Origin of the sequence: Paenibacillus sp. GCM10028914 (assembly GCF_042666275.1) — a bacterium.
Lineage (GTDB): Bacteria > Bacillota > Bacilli > Paenibacillales > Paenibacillaceae > Paenibacillus_AQ.
On sequence record NZ_JBHTFO010000013.1, the window covers coordinates 49,392 to 67,356 of the forward strand.

Genomic DNA, 17,965 nt, shown 5'->3' on the forward strand with positions numbered 1-17,965 from the left:
GAGAAGCTTTATATATTGATGCACTATAACTGAATAATGATATTGGGGGATGGGATAGCAAATGAGACGTCTTCAGGTAGGGATGTGGGAACAATTCACATTAAACCAATGGAATGATAAGTCGAATGATCTAATTAGAGGAATGGAGATTTCACAGTTTCAGAGTATAGAAGCTATTGAAGCGGTGAGCTTGTTCTGTAAGGATCGAGACATGAAATTTGGTGTGCACGGTCCAATTCTCAATACCTATGGATATAAGCTGCCAAAAGTAAATTCACCGGACCCTTTGGAATATGCAGAAGCGTTAAAACAAATTACAACAGAAGTTAAACTAGCAGCGGACTTCGGGGCGGATTATATTTTATTCCACTATCCATTTTTCCCGACATTTCAGCAACCGTTCACCCCGTATCCAAGACTTCCAGACCCTCTAAGCCGGTATGAATTTGATCAATTAAATAAAACCGAATTTAAGGACATTTCTGAGCGCTTGTTTGAGAGTTTATCAGAAATTCAGCAGAAATACCGCCAGCGAATCGTCCTGGAACATGATTTTTTCGGGGATTACGAAGATGTGTTTATTCAAGCATTTCTTCAGCATCCTGACATCCAACTTGTCATCGATACGGCAAGATTGGATATTACCAAGCGGGCTTTTTCGAACTTTGATCCATATCGTTTTTTGGATGCTTTGTCACAACAGGTATATTTGGTCCACTACAGCAATGTACTGTACACAGGCAATGCTTTTACGCACCATCTGCCTGTCCAGCCTGAACATGATGAGGATACGAACTATGGGGACTCCTATTCCTACCTCAAATATCTATCTGAGAGAAATCACACGTTTCACGTAACTTTCGAGCATAACCATAGACTAATTCCTAAGGATCAGTTGGTTGAGGAATATAGCAGAGTAGCTCGTCTGCTTGGATTAACGACAGCATCCTGTAAAGATTGATTACGGAAGAGCGTGTGCACGATTATTCATATTAATCTATTACTAGTCCATTATTAGGGAGGCTTCTGTTATGACCATTAATTTTCACGATGAGCAGAACAAGTATACTTATGCGGCTAGATCAGCCGACCAAGGGTGGATCGAACTTTTAAGGCCCTATTTTGAACATAAACCAGAAATTGCGCTTGATATTGGCTGTGGTGGGGGGATATATAGCAAGGCATTACTAGACTTGGGGACAAATCTTGTCATGGGTATGGATTTCTCCGAATCTAATTTGGAAGGAGCTAGAGATAAATGCAGGGCTTACGAAAACATATCTTTTGTACAAGGAAACGCACTGGATACCGGTTTACCAGATGCGAAGGCGGATGTTATTTTGGAACGGGCTCTCATTCATCATATTCGTGATTTAGACGCTTGTTTCAAAGAAGCTTCCCGTCTACTGAAAGCTGGTGGACTATTCATAGTACAGGATAGAACTGAGATCGACTGTCTTCTTCCTGGAAGTGAGAATCATATTCGTGGGTATTTTTTTGAGAAGTATCCTAAATTGATTCTTAAGGAGACAGAGCGACGTTATTCAAGCCCTGCGGTATTAAGGAGCCTTGCACAGCATAACTTTGAGATCATTGAGGAAATTTCTTTTTGGGAAACGCGTAGAATTTATCACGATATTCATGATCTGGAGCAGGATTTATTGAATCGGACAGGGCGATCCATTCTTCATGATCTGGATGAACATGAACTTCGAGCTCTCGTCGACTACATACTTGGAACATTTCAAGATAAGCAGGGTAAACAGATCCTAGAGCAAGATCGATGGACCCTTTGGATAGCGAAACGCCTATAGCGTTATACGTATCTTACGAGAGTAGAATATTAAATGTGAGTCTTTTATATGGAAAGGAATCACTCTGATGATTATGATGAATAGCCTGATTATCGTGTTCGTCTTAACGATGATCATTCATACGGCAGAGACTCTTTCATATTCCGTTAGGTTTGCGGGTGTGAAGATGAACAAGATCGCAGTTGCACTATCCCTTACAGGAATTATCGTTCTTGTTTCACGTACGTCTAACCTGATTCAAGCACCATTAACAGCAAAATTTGTGGATTACGCAAAAATTGATCCTACCTTTGATGTATTGAAGTATTTCCGCTTCATTCTACTTGCGTCGTCTGTAGGTACGCTGATTGCCATCGCATTGTTCCCTACATTTGTGAACTTGTTTGGAAGAATAATTACGAAGCTGGAAGTAGCAGGTTCAATTCCGAAACTCATTTCAAGTGTCACCATTGGGCAACTCAAGAATACGAAGCATTATTTTAGGAAACCAACATTTAGAATCAGTCAATTCCGTTATTTAGATGTACCGAAACGATTTATTTTACTCAACGTGTTAGTAACTGCTTTTTATACGGTAGGAGTGTTGTCATCTTTATATGCTGCCCATGTGATTCCATCGCTAAGTACAACGGCGTCACAGTCCTCCGGGATTATTAATGGTGTGGCTACGATTATATTAACCATCTTTATTGATCCCCAACTAGGCTTAATAACGGATAAAGCAATGCATGAACCGACAATGAGAGATCAGCTTGGCAAGGTATATACACTGCTCATGGTGTCACGTTTTTTCGGAACGTTACTTGCTCAAGTTGTAATTGTACCTGCATCTTATGTGATTAGCATCGTCGTAACTTGGATATAGCCAGATTGAACTTCTCGAACATACTTTTAATCTATGAATTTCTCTTCTATATGGATAATTCAACAAAAGTGAACATAAACATGAACATATGAGGGAATTCTGCATGAGTTCAACTTTTAGTTGAGTGAAGATCATAGACTTGATATGTATACGAGACTTCAAAGCAGCGTTCCCCCTTGATGAATTTATGAAAAGGGGTTTTGTGAAATGGCGAAATCAAAAAGAGGACATTCCCTTTGGAACCTTCCATCCCGCGGTAGAGGAACCTGTCCAGTATGTCAAAGCACACGTATTAAACTTTTGTACCCACGTACCAAATCGGATGGAACAGCATTAAAGGTGTGCAAGCGTTGTGACAAAGCAACACAATCGAGAATTGATGCGGCTATTTAAATTTATTGCTGTGTAACCACATTAAAACTGTCAGCATTCGTTCAATGAATGCACTGACAGTTTTTTTGATATTAATGATATAACATTTTGAACTTTGGAGAGGGAGTTATTGTAAAATTATGTAGTCGATAATATACTTTATATAAGTAAATATAAGGACTTATTAATGATTAATAGTATAACAAAATGAAGTTATATGGAGTTGTGAGTGGACATGCTTGTTCGTATAATCCGATTTTTCCGACTTCCCACCGTGCCGATGCCTTTATATGTTCATACGGTGGGATGTAATAAACAAAATTCAATGGCGAGACCGGAAGGGTTCTCAACCCATCAACTTTTATTTTCTCGAAAAGGAGAAGGGCGCGTACGATTATCGGGGCAGGAGGAGTTTACTTTTGGTCCCATGCAATACATGCTTTTACCAGCAGCGCTTCCCCATGAATATTTTCCAGTATCGGACGAGGCTTGGGAAGTAGGTTACATTTCTTTCTCGGGTACGAAAGTTGATACTTTACTGGAGCATTTCGGTCTTGAGTTTTGTCAGCTTCAAGAAATGTATGATGCCGACAGGATTTGGTCCGTACTCGATGAGTTATGGAAGATTGCAGATGAGAATCAAGAAGGTTCTGAATGGGTTGGGGCCCGGATCTTGTATAGTCTGTTACTCGATCTGAATCGAATGCGGCTGAATGATGAACAGATCAAGCTTGAACCAGCCATTTCATATACAGAGGATGTTTCAAGAGAAGTAGTATTACAAGCTGCGAACTACCTGAATGAGCATTATAATGAGAATATATCATTAGCTAATATGGCTTCCTCGTTAGGCTATACACATCAATACTTAAATAAGTTATTTCATAAAACCTATGGTATGAGCATGCTCCAATATGTTCAGAGATTGCGACTGGATAAGGCAATTGGCTTATTAAGCTCGAAGGAGAGCATTACTGTGAAAGATATAGCAGCTTATGTCGGTATGGAAACGAACTATTTTATCCGCACGTTCCGAAAAGCTACAGGACAAACACCAGACCAATTTAGAAGAACGATAGTGCACACTTAAATGTACAGGTTTTACAATATATCAGCTTCCGCTCTTGTATTTATCAAATGTCGGAAGCTTTTTTAGTACCTTCTATCAGTTGAGCATTACGCCAAATAAAACGAGGGAGAGAGTTTCCCGGAAATGAGGTCAAGGTGTCTTTTACCGTTAGCGATCAGATTGGAATTACACTGTTTGATGTAAAAAAAGTTCAGTACCAATCAAGGGTTATATTTGATTATATACAATCGTGCTATACCGTATCCTACATCCATCAAGGAGATGTAATTACGATCTCGGAAGGAAAAGAATATGCTGCGAAAACAGGAGACATCATGGTGCACAGGCCTCATATTCCTTTTAATGTTATATCAAAAACTGATGGTGTTCATTATCTATTTAACCTGGATTTGAAGGTGAAGGGAGATGAGGATTTCTTTCAATTTTTCCCGCTTGATCGGGTAATAACGATTCGAGACCCTCTTATTTACGAGAAGAAATTTGATGAGATGTGGAGTATCTGGCTGCAAGAGGTGGGAGAGATTCGGACCGTTCAGTCAGGCTTTCTGGCACTATTCTTACTTCATGAAGTTATTGAAAGTTCGAAAGTAGGGGAGAGACGTTCAGCAAAGGAACCTTATGAAATGGACCGTTTCAGTAAGGTGATCCATTATATGGAGCAAAGTATTGAAAAAAGCATATCGCGAAACGAGCTGGCAAGTCTATATCATATGAACCCGGTATATTTCAGCAGAGCCTTCAAAAAGGTTCATGGGATGACACCTATGAAAATGTTACATAAATTACGGCTACTCCATGCCCAGAGAATGCTTGAGGATCCCGAAAATACGATTGAAAAGATCGCTCAGAAAAGTGGTTTCTATGATGCTTCGCATTTCACTCGTACTTTTCACAAGGTTTTCAAGCAATCTCCAAGTGATTATCGAAAAAGTATCAAAAATACAAAAAGAAGAATCATGTCTACATTGTCCAATGAAGATGTCTAAATTAGAATCAAATACAATATAGGAGGTGTTGTTACCGGTTTCATATCAAATGAAGAGACGCTTGGGAACATCGAATAAAGGGGGATATCTATGATAAAGAAATGGAGAACATTTGGTTTAACATGTCTTACAGTATTGAGTATTCTCGCCACTACAGCTTGTTCTGGATCTAGCGATGGCAAACCAGAAGGAGAAAGTGGAAGTGAGGCAAAAAACGGTGACAAAGTGGTTCTGCGTGTTATGGACTGGGCAGACAGTGAGAAACCGTACAGGGAGAAATTTATACAAGATTTTGAAACCAAGTATCCGAATATCAAGATTGAATATACCCTCTTAACGGTGGATCAATTCCAGAATACGATTACCACCGCGATCAAATCAGGAGACGCACCAGACCTGTTTCCGATTCCCTCCAATATGTCTCTGAGTATGGCTGTCAAAGGTGATTGGTATCAACCGCTTGATTCTTATCTTGATGATGAGTTCAAGAACCGATTTGTTGACGGGGTGTTTGTAGAAGGATCTACAATGTTGGATGGTAAGATTTACTCCATTCCAGCAATGGCCGCCGTACCAAGTACACTGATTTATTACAACAAGCAATTATTTAAGGATGCTGGGCTTGATCCTGAGAATCCTCCTACAACATACAGTGAATTCCGTGAAGCCGCCAAAAAAATTACAGAAGCCGGAAACGGTAAAGCCTATGGCATTATTGAAGGCGGTAAGCAAATTGGACGCTGGAAGCTGGCCGCTATGGACTGGTCTGCCCTCGGTGGAAGTGGACTTAATCAGCATTCACCGATCAGCTTAGTTACGAATGATGCCAATTATGATTCAAAACCTGTCATTGATGTCATTAACCTGTTTAAGGGTTTGAAGGATGATGGAAGCTATCATCCGAAGACTATGAGCATTTCTGCACCTGAGGCCCGTGCTTTATTCGGGGAAGGGCAAGCAGGATTCATTCTCCAGGGTGAATGGTCTATTGGTGTATGGAAGCGGGATAATCCGAATCTGGATTTTGGTGTAATGGCTCCTCCGATTCCTGATGACGGGCAAAAAGGATATTTACCGAGATCAAACGTCGGTCCATGGATCGGTATGTCCAAAACTACAAAGCATCCTGAAGAAGCTGCTCTTTATTTGAAAGAATATTTCAGTAAAGACTATCAGTCTGTTCTAGTAAAAGCGGGTGACCGTTTCTCAATACTGAAAGAAGTGAATGAAACCGCTTCAGATATTCCGCAGTTTAAGCAGTATTATGAAATTGCTCAAGCAACTTCGCGTTTAGTGCCTAGTCCTCTTATAAGAAACTCAGGATTATCTGCTGTATATGCGAATTACAAAGATGTGCAGCCAGGTATAGGAGACATCCTTCAAGGAGTTGTGGCGGGTGCACTGAATGATCCGGAAGCACCACTGAAACAATTATCAGATGGTATTGATAAGGCACTAGAGGCAGCTATAACACAAGCTAAATCCGAAGGTGCTGACATAGACAAGAATCACTTCATCTTCCCGAACTGGAGTTCAGATAAGGACTATAAAGCGGAAGATTATAAGGCTTTACCATGATAGCCAAGAGAAAAGTTGAACTATGGTGCTGGATATTCTTATTTCCGACATTAGCTCTGTTCGTCATGTTTCAGGGCTGGCCGATTGTGGCCAGCCTGTTCTATGCAACCCGCGACTGGTCAGGGCTTACTGCCGATTCTACATTTGTCGGTTTACAGAATTTCATAAATGTAGCTAAAGATCCATACTTCTGGAACGCATATAAAAATAGCTTTGTGTTCATGCTCGGCGTTGTACCACTTCATTTATTTGTTCCATTAATTCTGGCTGTCATATTAAATCGTCCCCGTTTAAAAAGTGCTAGTGTGTATCGAACGCTCATATTTCTTCCGGTAGTCACAACGACATCCATTGTCGGGATTATTATGGTATTTATTTGGGGGAGTGATGGAGCGGTTAACGATGCGCTTGTGAAGCTGGGATTGCTGGATACGCCTATTAACTGGCTAGGTGATGCCAAATGGTCGATGTTCACAGTCATCTTGATTTCCGTGTGGAAAAATCTTGGCATTAATTTGGTCTATTGGTTAGCGGGTTTACAGGGCATTCCTAAAGATTTATATGAAGCGGCGGAAGTAGACGGGGCAAAAGGGACAAAGCTGTTCTTCCATATCACTTTACCTTTATTAGTACCGATTGGTGCAGTTATTCTATTGCTCAATGTCGTGAACTCATTAAAGGTGTTCGATTTGATCAAGACAATGACAAATGGTGGGCCTTTCTTCGCAACCGATGTGGTTTCCACCTATATTTATCGTTATGCGTTTTCCAGCGAAATGGGACTTCCACAGCTCGGATATGCATCTGCAGCCGGTATCTTCTTCGCTCTGACAATCAGTTTACTGGCCATTATCCAATCCGTTCTGAATAAGCGAATTAAAGGTAGTGGTAAATAAGATGAAGACTGTGAAAAAGTCTATGTTTCATATTGTCATGACCGCTTTCTGCTTTGTATGGATATACCCGTTTCTATGGATGGTTTCAGCCTCGTTTAAGACGCAGAGTGAGTTTTTCACGAATGGTCTTAAGCTGATTCCGAACAGCCCCAGCATGGATAACTTGATACGAGCTTGGAATGAAGCCAATTTCGAACGGTATTTTCTGAATAGTGTTATTCTATCCGTCAGTACCATTCTGATCGTACTCATTGCTACCGCGACATGCGGCTATGTGTTAGGACGGTATTCTTTTAAAGGAAAAAAGGTTGTCATGGGGCTTTTGGTTGCGAGTATGTTCGTTCCCATGGAATTCGCGATCATTCCAATCTACGATTTGATCAAAAGTTTGGGTCTGATGAACAATTTGATGGGTGTGATTTTGGCTGAAGCGGGTGGGGTACATATTATTTTTATTTTGCTATTCGCTACGTTTTTTGGTCAAATTCCAAAGGAGCTTGAAGAAGCGTCTATTATGGATGGCAGCAGCTTTTTCCGCACATTTGCTTCTATAATGTTGCCATTATCGAAGCCGATTGTTGGTAGTGTCACCATTATGCAGTTCATCTGGTCTTGGAATTCATTTATGGTTCCGCTCATCTTAACGCTTAGCAAGCCTGATCTGCGTCCACTAGCCGTTGGTTTATATGCGCTTCGAGGCGAAAATGTGGTGGATTGGACCGGGATTGCTGCGGGTGGAACGATTGCCATTGTTCCAATTATTATTGTATTCCTATTTCTTCAGCGCTATTTTGTCGATGGAATTGCAGGTGCTGTAAAAGGTTGAATTGTTAAGGGTGTAGCTTCAATAAAACAAACATCAAAGGCAGGTAATTACTATGCGAGTTATTTATTTAGATTTAGATTCACTACGTCCTGATCACTTGGGTTGTTACGGATACCACCGTAATACTTCACCACATATTGACCGAATTGCAGAGAAAAGTGTACGCTTCACTAACTACTATTGCTCTGACGCTCCTTGTATGCCGTCGAGATCGGCTTTGATGTCGGGGAAATTTGGAATTCATAACGGTGTTGTTGGACACGGTGGAACGGCAGCGGATATGAGACGAGAAGGAGCGAGCCGCAGTTTTGGAGACCGGTTACGCACGGAAAGCCTTCCTGGCTTGTTCCGCAAACAAGGGTATAAGACAGCTTCGATCAGTACATTTGCCGAAAGACATTCGGTATGGACATTTAATGCCGGATTTAATGAGATTTTTAATAATGGTGGTCATGGACATGAGACTGCGGAGCAGGTTTTACCTATTGCTCTGAAATGGTTGAAGGATAACGCAGAGAATGAGGATTGGTTTTTGCATCTGAATTTTTGGGATCCGCATACGCCTTACCGAACACCGATTGAGCTGGGAAATCCGTTTGAGAATGATCCAATGCCGGAATGGATTACAGAAGAAGTATTTGAGCTTCATAAACAGAAAAAAGGACAGCACAGTATCGAAGATATGAATAAACTTGCCAAGTCCCACTATTTCAGACATCCAAGGCATGGTACGCAGATTGAACAGTTTAATGATCTAAGGATGATAATTGATAACTATGATTGTGCGATTCGCTATATGGATGATCACATTGGACAGGTGATAAAGTCCCTTGAAGAACTGGGGATTTGGGAAGATACAGCTATTCTCGTTAGTGCGGATCATGCAGAAAATATGGGTGAACTCGGGATCTATTCTGAACATGGAACGGCTGATCAAGGTACTTGCCGAATACCGATGATTATCCGTTGGCCGGATGGAGGACAACAGGGAACGGTTGATGACGGACTGCACTACCATTTGGATCTAGCCCCTACATTTGCTGACCTTCTAGGCGCTCCGAAATCGGATGCATGGGATGGGAAGAGTTATGCTGATACGGTGACCTCCGGTGTGGATACGGGACGTGATTATCTTGTGTTATCTCAGTGTGCGCATGTGTGTCAGCGTAGCGTCCGTTTCGGGGACTTTCTCTACATCCGATCCTATCATGATGGGCATCATGGATTCCCTAAAGAAATGTTGTTTAATTTGAAAGATGATCCGTATGAGCAGTACAATTTGGCTGAAACTCATCGGGACGTTTGTATGCAGGCGGTTTACTTGCTTAACGAATGGCATGATGAAATGATGTCAACGATGGATCATGACAACGACCCGCTGTGGACGGTAATGAAAGAAGGCGGTCCTTTCCACGCGAAGGAATACAAGGAGATGATGGAATAACAAGAGGGAAGCCCTTATCTAAAGGGCTTCTTTTTTTATGAACATGAGTATGAATATATGTTTTGGTTTGCTGAAGGTACTACTACAACGAAGAAGGCGGAATCATTTTGGAGAAGCGAAGCGGTCGCCTTTGTCCCTGGATTTCAACCAATACACAAGATTTAAAGGAAATCCTGGGACAACAGTGATCGGAAGAATGATCCGTTTTTGGAGTGATGCAAAAGCTAACAATCTACCAACTGATACGACATTTTATGTCGTACCATGTGTAATACAATAAAAGTGCTTCCCATTATAAGGAAGTCAATCTAAGATAGATATTAGTTGAAAAGAGGTTGGAAAAAAGATGTCCAAGCCAAAAAGAGGGCGCTCTCTCTGGCATTTACCTTCTCGAGGAAGAGGCACCTGTCCGTTATGTCATAGCACTCGAATTAAGCTGCTATACCCTCGGACAAAAGCCGATGGCACTGCCGTTAAAGTATGTAAACGGTGTGATAAATCGCCGCAGACGAAGATAGATGCCATAACAGCTGTCTGATTCAGCTGCTAGATCAAGCGTCCGCCCGCTTCCTTTATTAGGGAGCGGGCGTTTAATATTCGTTATCGTTCCACTAGGAACATGGGGAGTTGACGTGAAAGCATGAGTAATGTGCACCGAATACAATGGTTTGATCAGCAGATCCGGGAGGGGAAATACCCTAATAGCCGATTATTGTCACTTGAATTTGAGATTTCGATACGACAAGCACAGCGTGACATTGAATATATGGAAGTATCTCTAAGAGCTCCTCTTATGTATGTTGCCAAAAAAAGAGGCTATTGCTATGAAGATCAAACCTATCTTCTACCTTTGTTATATATGACTGAAGATGAAAAAAGTGTACTTAACTACCTTATTCATCGTTATCGCAGCTACGATTATGAGAATTCAGCTTCTGTTCAGCGAGTAGCTCATTTACTAGGACGGTTTACAGAAGAACAGATGACGGAAAGCTTCCGTCTTCCGGTATTTAATGTAAGACCACAGATTCTTCAATATTTTGAGCTGCTATCCTATGCCATTAGAGAGTCATTCATCGTACATATTATCTATAGAGAAGAGCATAGTGAGACAGCTTTAACGGTCTGTCCACTTGCACTTATTTCTAAATATAATGCGGATTATGTACGTGTTTATGACTCCGATCAGCAGACGGAGATGGAACTTCGACTGGACCGGATCTTACATATAAGAGTAAGCAAGGAGAAAGCAGAAGGAGTCAACCTTGGATCTATTAATGAAGGTGCTCTTGTATCGAGATCTAAGCCATTTCAGGCGAGTATGAAGCTAAAGCAATCCTTGCCCGGAGATTCATGGCACGGATACTCTGCCAAGGCATTTGAACCGGGTATATATAGAATTGATTTTTATGATGTAGAGCTATTTATTCAGGATCTAATGCTGCATATGAGCGAGTGGCAGGAATTATCGAGTCCTAAATGGCTGAGAGAGAAATTACGAAATCGCTGCGAGGTCATGATCAGACAATTGAATCCACTCGAGTGAATACTCTTATTAATCAGGAAAGGAAAAAGATAGCGGTATGTCTGAAGTTTATTTGAACGATATCCAAATGAAGCGAGAATCGAAATCGTTTATAGATAGTCTGCATGCCGTCTTGACTGCGGCTGGTCTTTTTGAGGGACCGAAATACATGCTATCCGGTCTTACAGGGATGGCATTTAAGTTCACGGTACATAAGCAACTGCTTCCGATGTCCGTGACAGCTTATGGACAGTGGGGAATCGAGCATCAGGCTGCGCTAGATAATCTGGGGATTTATACAGTATCTGACGGAGGGTTCACAAGGCATCCAACGTCTCAGAGTTACCGGCATGAAGCGACCCAGTGGGTAAAAGAAAGTCTCGACCAGGGGAAGGGAGTCATCTACTGGCTACCTGAATTCGGTGTTGTTCATGGATATGATGATGAAGATGCTGTGTTCTTTATACAGGATGGCATATCATCAGAAGATCAAATCGTACTCTACGATAATTTCGGACTGAACATCACCCCGTTTTGGGACATTCAGCTTATGGGAGACAAGGTAGATGTGCCCATGAAAGATATGATTTTGGAGTCGATGAGACTTGCTTTAGAAGATTGGAATACTCCTTACAAGACACTCCCCTCAACAGATGTAGCTTCGGGACGGCTTGCCTTTGATTATTTAGCGGCTGGACTGGAGAGGGGGATATACGATGAGACAGGCGCTGTCTATATAATGGATTCTTATATATATTCGAGGAAAGAGATTAAGAATTATTTGAGGGAAGCGGCAGAATTCTGGACGGATCTTCAGCAGGTGTATGAGCTCTATTCGCAGCTAGTGCACGTTATGATTGAGAAACAGGCATACTTTACTGAAACTCCAAGCGGAAGAAGGGTAGACAGGGAGCAGTTTCCATTGATTCTTGAGCATTTACATTTGGCTAAAGGGTTGGAAGAGCAAGCGATGAATTGCTTTAAAGCGATCTCAGCAAGACATCCCGATCCTAAGCGAAGCGTAATACCTCGATGGGGAGCACACATCGTTAGATGAACGAAAGGACAGATACATATGGAACGGATAATTTTGACAGACTTGCATATGAAACGTGAATCCTATTCCTATATTGATGCACTTCATACCATTGTAACGAATAAAGGCTGGCTTTCTTGTTCCAAAGCTGTATTGGCTGGTATGACGGCCATGTCATTTCGCTTTACAGTAAACCGGAAGTTAAGTGATGAATCATCTACTGCTTACAATTGGATGGCAGAGCATTTCGTAGCTGCTGATCTTCTGGGGCTTAGAACAGCGCAGCAAGCAGGATTTTCGTTTCAACATACCTTTCCTTTGTATCAGAAACAAGCTGTTCAAGATATTAAACAATCCATTCGTCAGGGGACAGGTGTATTGATCTGGAGGGATTCTTTTGTTGTCATTTCTGGATACGATGATAAAAAGGAATTGTTCTTGTACTCTGATGGGTTAAGTGAAGAGCTAATTAGTTTGAAGTATGAGGATTTTGGCTGTAATAATTCGCCTTATTGGTATTACCAATTGTACGAAGGGAAAATCGAGCTGGATATTTATGAAGTGTACAAGGAATCGTTGATGCAAGCGGTAAGTAAGTGGGATACACACGATATACTGCTTCCACAGCATGAATATGCTTGTGGCAGAGAGGCATATGACGCCATCGTAGAAGCTTTATCAAGTGATGATTATGATCGTAGGGGAGCGTTTGAAACGTTCCGCTGTTATGGCGCGGCCAAGCGGGATGCGGCCCAGTATCTCTGCTCATTGAAATCGATTTGGCACGAGTATACAAGGGTATCTGAACTGTATCTTCGAATAGCTGACCTATTTGATGAAATTATCCATAAAGCTGCAAGGGAAGAATGGAATGTTTTGATCCCTTTATTTATGGACGCCAAGCGATATGAAGAGCAGGCGATCGAGGAATTAAGAGCGTTACTAAGTGAAAACATACATAATCGATTCGATGATTCTGGATTGAGATAAACTGGTAATTGGCATATAATATAAAGCAGTTATGATGAGATTAAGACCGTTTTCTTGGCGAGAACGGTCTATTTTTTTGTCTAAAGGGTGTGTGCAGGATGAGAGATACTCATGTTGAAGTGAGGATAGGAGATGTATTGTTCCCTCTAAAGGAATTCCATGATTTCAGCTGGATTCAAGCCAAGGGGCGTGTATTTAAAGTGTTTTCTCAGCAGGACTCCGGGAATATTAGCTTTGGTGTCGAGACGTCAGATGGAGGACGAAAATTTATTAAGTATGCAGGTGCTCGAACAATGGCGTACGAAGGAATACCGGACGAAGCGATTGCTCGCTTAAGGCAAGCTGTTTCTTTATATGATACACTTCAACATCACGCTCTGATCAAGCTTCTGAATCATTATCCGGTCGGTAATGGATACGCAGCGGAGTTTGAATGGTTTGAGGGAGAGAATCTCCATCCTCATGAGACCTATCCTCCCCCGGCAAAATACATTCATCCGGATTCTCCACACTTTCGCTTTAAACAGTTACCGGTTGCTCAAAGATTAAAAGAATTAAATGATATTTTTGATTTTCACGTTCTAGTTGAACAGAGCGGTTATGTGGCGGTAGATTTTTATGATGGTAGTATCTTATATGATTTCAATCATCAGCAAGTACGTGTATGCGATATTGATATGTATCAGCTGAAACCTTTCTCTAATACGATGGGCAGGTTATGGGGCTCTTCTCGTTTTATGTCACCAGAAGAGTTTGAGCTTGGAGCTCCCATTGATAGTGTGACGAATGTGTTTAATATGGCGGCTATTGCGTTTGGGCTGCTTGGCGGTGAGCGGGATCGTTCCTTGGAAAAGTGGGATGCTGGAGAGGATTTATATCGGATTGCATTAAGAGCAGTCAACCCTCAGAGAGCTGAGCGCTATACGAATGTAAAGGAGTTTGTTTCTTACTGGTCACAGGCTTGCCGTCAGGCTAGTGATGGGGAATACAGAAGACGATTCTCAGAGGCACGATGTAAAGAAATAGATTATCATACGCAATTTTACGGAGAGACAGAGCTTTTTCAGCTTGGAAGCTGGTTATCAAAACCTGTGAAATCCGTCATGGATGCACTAGAGCTGCTGGAATCTAAGGAGCTGCAAGTGTTAGACTTAGGCTGTGGAGTCGGAAGAAATAGTATACCGATTGCACAGCGTATAATGGACAGGGGTGGCAGGGTTGTATGTGTAGATTTGCTGCCTGAAGCTATTGATAAATTACGAGTCAATGCGGATCAATACGAGGTTGCACACTTGATCGAAGGGTATACGGCAGATGTGGAATACTATGATGTTCCGAGAAACACTTTCGATTTTATCGTAGCCTGTTCGGTATTGGAGCATATGAGCTCTGAAGAAGCCTTTATTTCAAAGCTTGAACAATTGAAAGAAGCGGTTAAAGATGAGGGAATTATCTGTTTGTTAATAAACACGGATGTGAAAGAAATTGATGCAATCACTGGAGAAGAAGAGGCCGGCTTAATTGAGCTAAATCTCCCAACAGAGCGTACGCTCATCCTTTTGCGTCATCATTTTTCGACATGGGATACTCTTAAAGAAAGCCATGTTCAGCAAGAGATCCCAGAGATTAAATTAGGAAGAAAAGTTATATTTCGAAGCGAGTGGGTTACCTATATTGCTAGGAACGTTATGCTCTAAATAACGTAGTAAGGAAGCGAACTTTGATAGAAGGTTGTGAATGTAGTGGAAAAGTATACACATCTCGGTGTTTATGGGGTTCTGATTCGTGGAGGAAGGATTCTATTAATCCGTAAAGCTAGAGGGCCATACTTAGGGAAATGGGATTTGCCTGGAGGTTCGATTGAGTTCGGGGAAGAGCCCGAACAGACATTGAAGCGTGAGTTTCTTGAAGAGACCGGACTGGATGATATTCAAGGACGTATGAAAACTGCTGTTTCTTGCACCATTATTTATGAGCGAGCAGAGGGTATATTGGAGGAAATGCATCATATTGGCCTTATTTATGAAGTAGAGTTAGAGGAAATAGATGCCCCGATTAAACGAGATGGAGACCAGCAGGATTCCCTTGGGGCGGAGTGGATCCCACTCGAAAAGTTGCAGTTTATCCCGATGACTCCGTTTGTGGAAATGGTTATAGAGCAGTTTGTTGATCAGCATGCGGAGGATTCCTTAAGTTAGTAGTAAATCAAGAGAGAGTCATCCTTATAGGACAGGTTGTAACGGATTTATCAGGGCTTACAAAAAAAGGGGTGTCACAAGAGCCGTTTCATGGCTTTTGGGACGCCCCGTTTTCAAGTGATAATATTTTAAAATTTGAAAATGTTAATTGTTTTCTGCAGCTGGAATACTGCGTCTGTCATGGTGTCAGCTTCATCGGCTACCTTCTGGATGGAAGTAATGCCTTCATTCATCGATGCGGATACCTGCTCGGTACCCGCAGCAGATTCTTGAGTAATCGCCGATATATTCTGTATTGCTGTTGATATATTCTGTGCACTTTCCAGCATGGCTTCACTTTCTTCGGAGAAAGCGGAGATTTGTTCTGTTATGTATTGGACGCTGTTCACGATCTGTAAAAATATCTGCTCTGCCTCACGAATCATTTCTGTCTGCTGACGTACGACTTCTTCATTGATTTTTATATTCTGACCGGCAAGTTTGACGTCCTGCTCGATACTGCGTACAAGATTGAATACTTCGCGCGTGGAGGAAGTTGATTCTTCGGCAAGTTTGCGTACTTCCTGGGCAACCACAGCAAATCCAGCGCCATGTTCTCCGGCACGTGCAGCTTCTATTGAAGCATTCAGAGAGAGTAGATTGGTTTGTTCAGCGAGTTCCGAAATGGTCTCGGTAATTTTGGAAATCCCTTTGGCATTCTTGGAGAGAGCCTCAATCGATTCAGCAACTTTAGAGGTCGCTTCAATATTTTTCTGCATACCGGCAGACTGGTTCGCAACAGATACCCGGCCTTGTTCTACCAGGTTTAGAGTTTCGAAGGAATGCTGGTTCATGACTTTAGTGGAATCGGTATAATTACTAACTTTCAATTCGATTTCGCGGATGGAACCCGTCATCTCAGCAACATCCTCAGATATTTCATTTGCCCCTAATGCAAGTTCATTCGAGGACATAGAGACTTGGTTCATCATTTGAATGAGATCATGGTTCTTGTTCGAGATATCTCGACTAGAGTTCATAACTTGACGAGTGATCTCCGATGTTTCTTGCAAAATTTTTCGAAGTCTATCTACCATGCTGTTAAATGTGCGGCTCAAATCCGTCATACCGCCGACCTCTTCAACTTTAAAAGTGAAATCCCCTTTGGCAATTTTGGATGAAACATTTGAAATGTCAGAAAAAGAGTTTGTAAGCGCATTCTGAACAACACGTGAAAGAGGATAAGTGAGAATGATAAGCACGGTGACGAGCAAAATTCCAATAATAAATTTTCCGAGCGCGACTAAGGTGATTAGCATAGGAATAGCAAACAGCAGAGCAACCATATAACATGCGGCAGTTATTTTACTGGTTATAGGCAGTTTATTAAACCACGACATAAGCTTGACTTCCTCCCTTTGGCACAGGATATATTTACCATGATTATAGCATCACTCGACAAAAGTGGATATATTGAATTATATTCGATGTCGAAAGTGGGTCATATTGATTAGTTCTAATGATCTAATTGAACATGAGGGGATTTAAGGGGATGCGTTATTTCCATCAAATACATCCCCTCAAAATGTTTATGAACCTATTTATTTTACAGCTTTGAATAAGGCCGAGGCTAAATAATTTGTGTTATTCAAGATCATCCGATCATGTTGAAATAGGGTTTCCCATAGGTTCATATCAAGCAGCGCTCCTTCATCCCGGCGTTCAAATGTATCCAGGTGACGGGTTTGTTCCTGTTTCAATTGTTCTGTGAAATGGTTGTATTCTAAAGCTTCTTCATATGAGAATCCACTCTCAATGAGTCGTTTATGCCATTCTTCTCGATTCATGAGTTGCGGAATACCGAAAAAATTCTCTAGTTCTTTTTGTGTTTCTGCAGGCATCGGTTTGTCCATCAACAATTCACGGTCGTAAAGTGTTCCTCCTTTGTCTAAAACTCGGCAATACTCCGATAATGAACGGGATGCATCGGTAAAAACAGTAACGGACTCCGCAATAATGAGGTCAAACTGATTGTCTTCGAATGGCAAAGAACATACATCAGCCTTCTGAAAATGAATATCCAATCCCATAGCTTCTGCTCGTGCACGAGCCTTATTCAACATGTTCTCATGCAAATCAATGGCGGTGACGTTAAATCCTTGCTCTTTTAAGTAACAAGCAGTCCTACCCGTTCCACAACCCACTTCTAATATCCTGCTGTTAGGAGAAATGGGCTCATTCCGGAATAATCGTAGTGTTGCTTCAAATCCTCCGGGATGGGCGCTACCCATTCCTAACTTGGACAGCATATTGATATAATTCATGTGCTTAGGTCCCCCAATTCTTCCTGTATTCGGTGTAATGAG

General features: G+C 41.6%; 18 protein-coding genes and 1 pseudogene. 17 read left to right on the plus strand and 2 right to left on the minus strand.

From position 1 onward, the window contains the following. The first annotated feature begins 61 nt into the window (after nucleotides 1-61). The 17 genes and pseudogenes from ACFQV5_RS12220 (at nucleotide 62) to ACFQV5_RS12300 (ending at nucleotide 15,620) form a co-directional block, all read left to right on the plus strand. Nucleotides 62-961 (plus strand): sugar phosphate isomerase/epimerase, encoded by a 900-nt coding sequence (locus ACFQV5_RS12220; protein WP_379247108.1) that lies wholly within the window; start codon nucleotides 62-64, stop codon nucleotides 959-961. A gap of 70 nt (nucleotides 962-1,031) precedes the next feature. Beyond that, entirely contained in the window at nucleotides 1,032-1,814 is a 783-nt protein-coding gene (locus ACFQV5_RS12225) for a methyltransferase domain-containing protein (RefSeq protein WP_379247110.1), read from the plus strand. 73 nt (nucleotides 1,815-1,887) lie between these two features. Continuing rightward, entirely contained in the window at nucleotides 1,888-2,679 is a 792-nt protein-coding gene (locus tag ACFQV5_RS12230; RefSeq protein ID WP_379247296.1) for a lipid II flippase Amj family protein, read from the plus strand. Between the two features lie 207 nt (nucleotides 2,680-2,886). Beyond that, a complete protein-coding gene (locus ACFQV5_RS12235; protein WP_379247112.1) occupies nucleotides 2,887-3,072 on the plus strand; it encodes a hypothetical protein in 186 nt (61 codons plus the stop codon). Between the two features lie 304 nt (nucleotides 3,073-3,376). Beyond that, nucleotides 3,377-4,141 (plus strand): helix-turn-helix transcriptional regulator, encoded by a 765-nt coding sequence (locus ACFQV5_RS12240; RefSeq protein ID WP_379247114.1) that lies wholly within the window; start codon nucleotides 3,377-3,379, stop codon nucleotides 4,139-4,141. Between the two features lie 134 nt (nucleotides 4,142-4,275). After that, nucleotides 4,276-5,127 carry an AraC family transcriptional regulator gene (locus ACFQV5_RS12245; RefSeq protein ID WP_379247116.1) on the plus strand — a complete coding sequence of 284 codons (852 nt, stop codon included), beginning with the start codon at nucleotides 4,276-4,278 and terminating at the stop codon, nucleotides 5,125-5,127. A 90-nt stretch (nucleotides 5,128-5,217) separates the two neighbouring features. Further along, nucleotides 5,218-6,705, plus strand: a complete 1,488-nt coding sequence (locus tag ACFQV5_RS12250) for an ABC transporter substrate-binding protein (RefSeq protein WP_379247119.1) — start codon at nucleotides 5,218-5,220, stop codon at nucleotides 6,703-6,705. Further along, nucleotides 6,702-7,601 carry a carbohydrate ABC transporter permease gene (locus ACFQV5_RS12255; RefSeq protein ID WP_379247121.1) on the plus strand — a complete coding sequence of 300 codons (900 nt, stop codon included), beginning with the start codon at nucleotides 6,702-6,704 and terminating at the stop codon, nucleotides 7,599-7,601. The genes ACFQV5_RS12250 and ACFQV5_RS12255 overlap by 4 nt, the downstream gene beginning before the upstream one ends. Nucleotides 7,602-7,623: 22 nt before the next feature. After that, nucleotides 7,624-8,427: a carbohydrate ABC transporter permease gene (locus tag ACFQV5_RS12260; protein WP_379247123.1), complete on the plus strand. Its 804-nt coding sequence runs from the start codon at nucleotides 7,624-7,626 to the stop codon at nucleotides 8,425-8,427. 52 nt (nucleotides 8,428-8,479) lie between these two features. Next, nucleotides 8,480-9,871 (plus strand): sulfatase family protein, encoded by a 1,392-nt coding sequence (locus ACFQV5_RS12265; RefSeq protein WP_379247125.1) that lies wholly within the window; start codon nucleotides 8,480-8,482, stop codon nucleotides 9,869-9,871. 43 nt (nucleotides 9,872-9,914) lie between these two features. Next, entirely contained in the window at nucleotides 9,915-10,151 is a 237-nt protein-coding gene (locus ACFQV5_RS12270) for a hypothetical protein (protein WP_379247127.1), read from the plus strand. Nucleotides 10,152-10,511: 360 nt separating this feature from the next. Beyond that, nucleotides 10,512-11,417, plus strand: coding sequence for a helix-turn-helix transcriptional regulator (locus ACFQV5_RS12275; protein ID WP_379247129.1), 906 nt, complete (start codon nucleotides 10,512-10,514; stop codon nucleotides 11,415-11,417). Between the two features lie 37 nt (nucleotides 11,418-11,454). After that, on the plus strand, nucleotides 11,455-12,453 hold the full coding sequence (locus ACFQV5_RS12280; protein ID WP_379247131.1) for a cysteine peptidase family C39 domain-containing protein: 999 nt from the start codon (nucleotides 11,455-11,457) through the stop codon (nucleotides 12,451-12,453). A gap of 18 nt (nucleotides 12,454-12,471) precedes the next feature. Then, nucleotides 12,472-13,422 (plus strand): hypothetical protein, encoded by a 951-nt coding sequence (locus tag ACFQV5_RS12285; RefSeq protein ID WP_379247133.1) that lies wholly within the window; start codon nucleotides 12,472-12,474, stop codon nucleotides 13,420-13,422. A 98-nt stretch (nucleotides 13,423-13,520) separates the two neighbouring features. Further along, a pseudogene (locus tag ACFQV5_RS12290) lies at nucleotides 13,521-14,375 on the plus strand (serine/threonine protein kinase); the annotation flags it as partial. A gap of 150 nt (nucleotides 14,376-14,525) precedes the next feature. Beyond that, nucleotides 14,526-15,119: a class I SAM-dependent methyltransferase gene (locus ACFQV5_RS12295; protein WP_379247298.1), complete on the plus strand. Its 594-nt coding sequence runs from the start codon at nucleotides 14,526-14,528 to the stop codon at nucleotides 15,117-15,119. Nucleotides 15,120-15,164: 45 nt separating this feature from the next. Then, nucleotides 15,165-15,620, plus strand: a complete 456-nt coding sequence (locus ACFQV5_RS12300) for an NUDIX hydrolase (RefSeq protein ID WP_379247135.1) — start codon at nucleotides 15,165-15,167, stop codon at nucleotides 15,618-15,620. Between the two features lie 128 nt (nucleotides 15,621-15,748). Here ACFQV5_RS12300 and ACFQV5_RS12305 read toward each other — a convergent pair whose 3' ends face one another. Together ACFQV5_RS12305 and ACFQV5_RS12310 are read right to left on the minus strand one after the other, a co-directional pair. Continuing rightward, nucleotides 15,749-16,999 carry a methyl-accepting chemotaxis protein gene (locus ACFQV5_RS12305; protein WP_379247137.1) on the minus strand — a complete coding sequence of 417 codons (1,251 nt, stop codon included), beginning with the start codon at nucleotides 16,997-16,999 and terminating at the stop codon, nucleotides 15,749-15,751. Between the two features lie 201 nt (nucleotides 17,000-17,200). Continuing rightward, on the minus strand, nucleotides 17,201-17,923 hold the full coding sequence (locus ACFQV5_RS12310) for a class I SAM-dependent methyltransferase (RefSeq protein ID WP_379247139.1): 723 nt from the start codon (nucleotides 17,921-17,923) through the stop codon (nucleotides 17,201-17,203). Nucleotides 17,924-17,965: the final 42 nt, after the last annotated feature.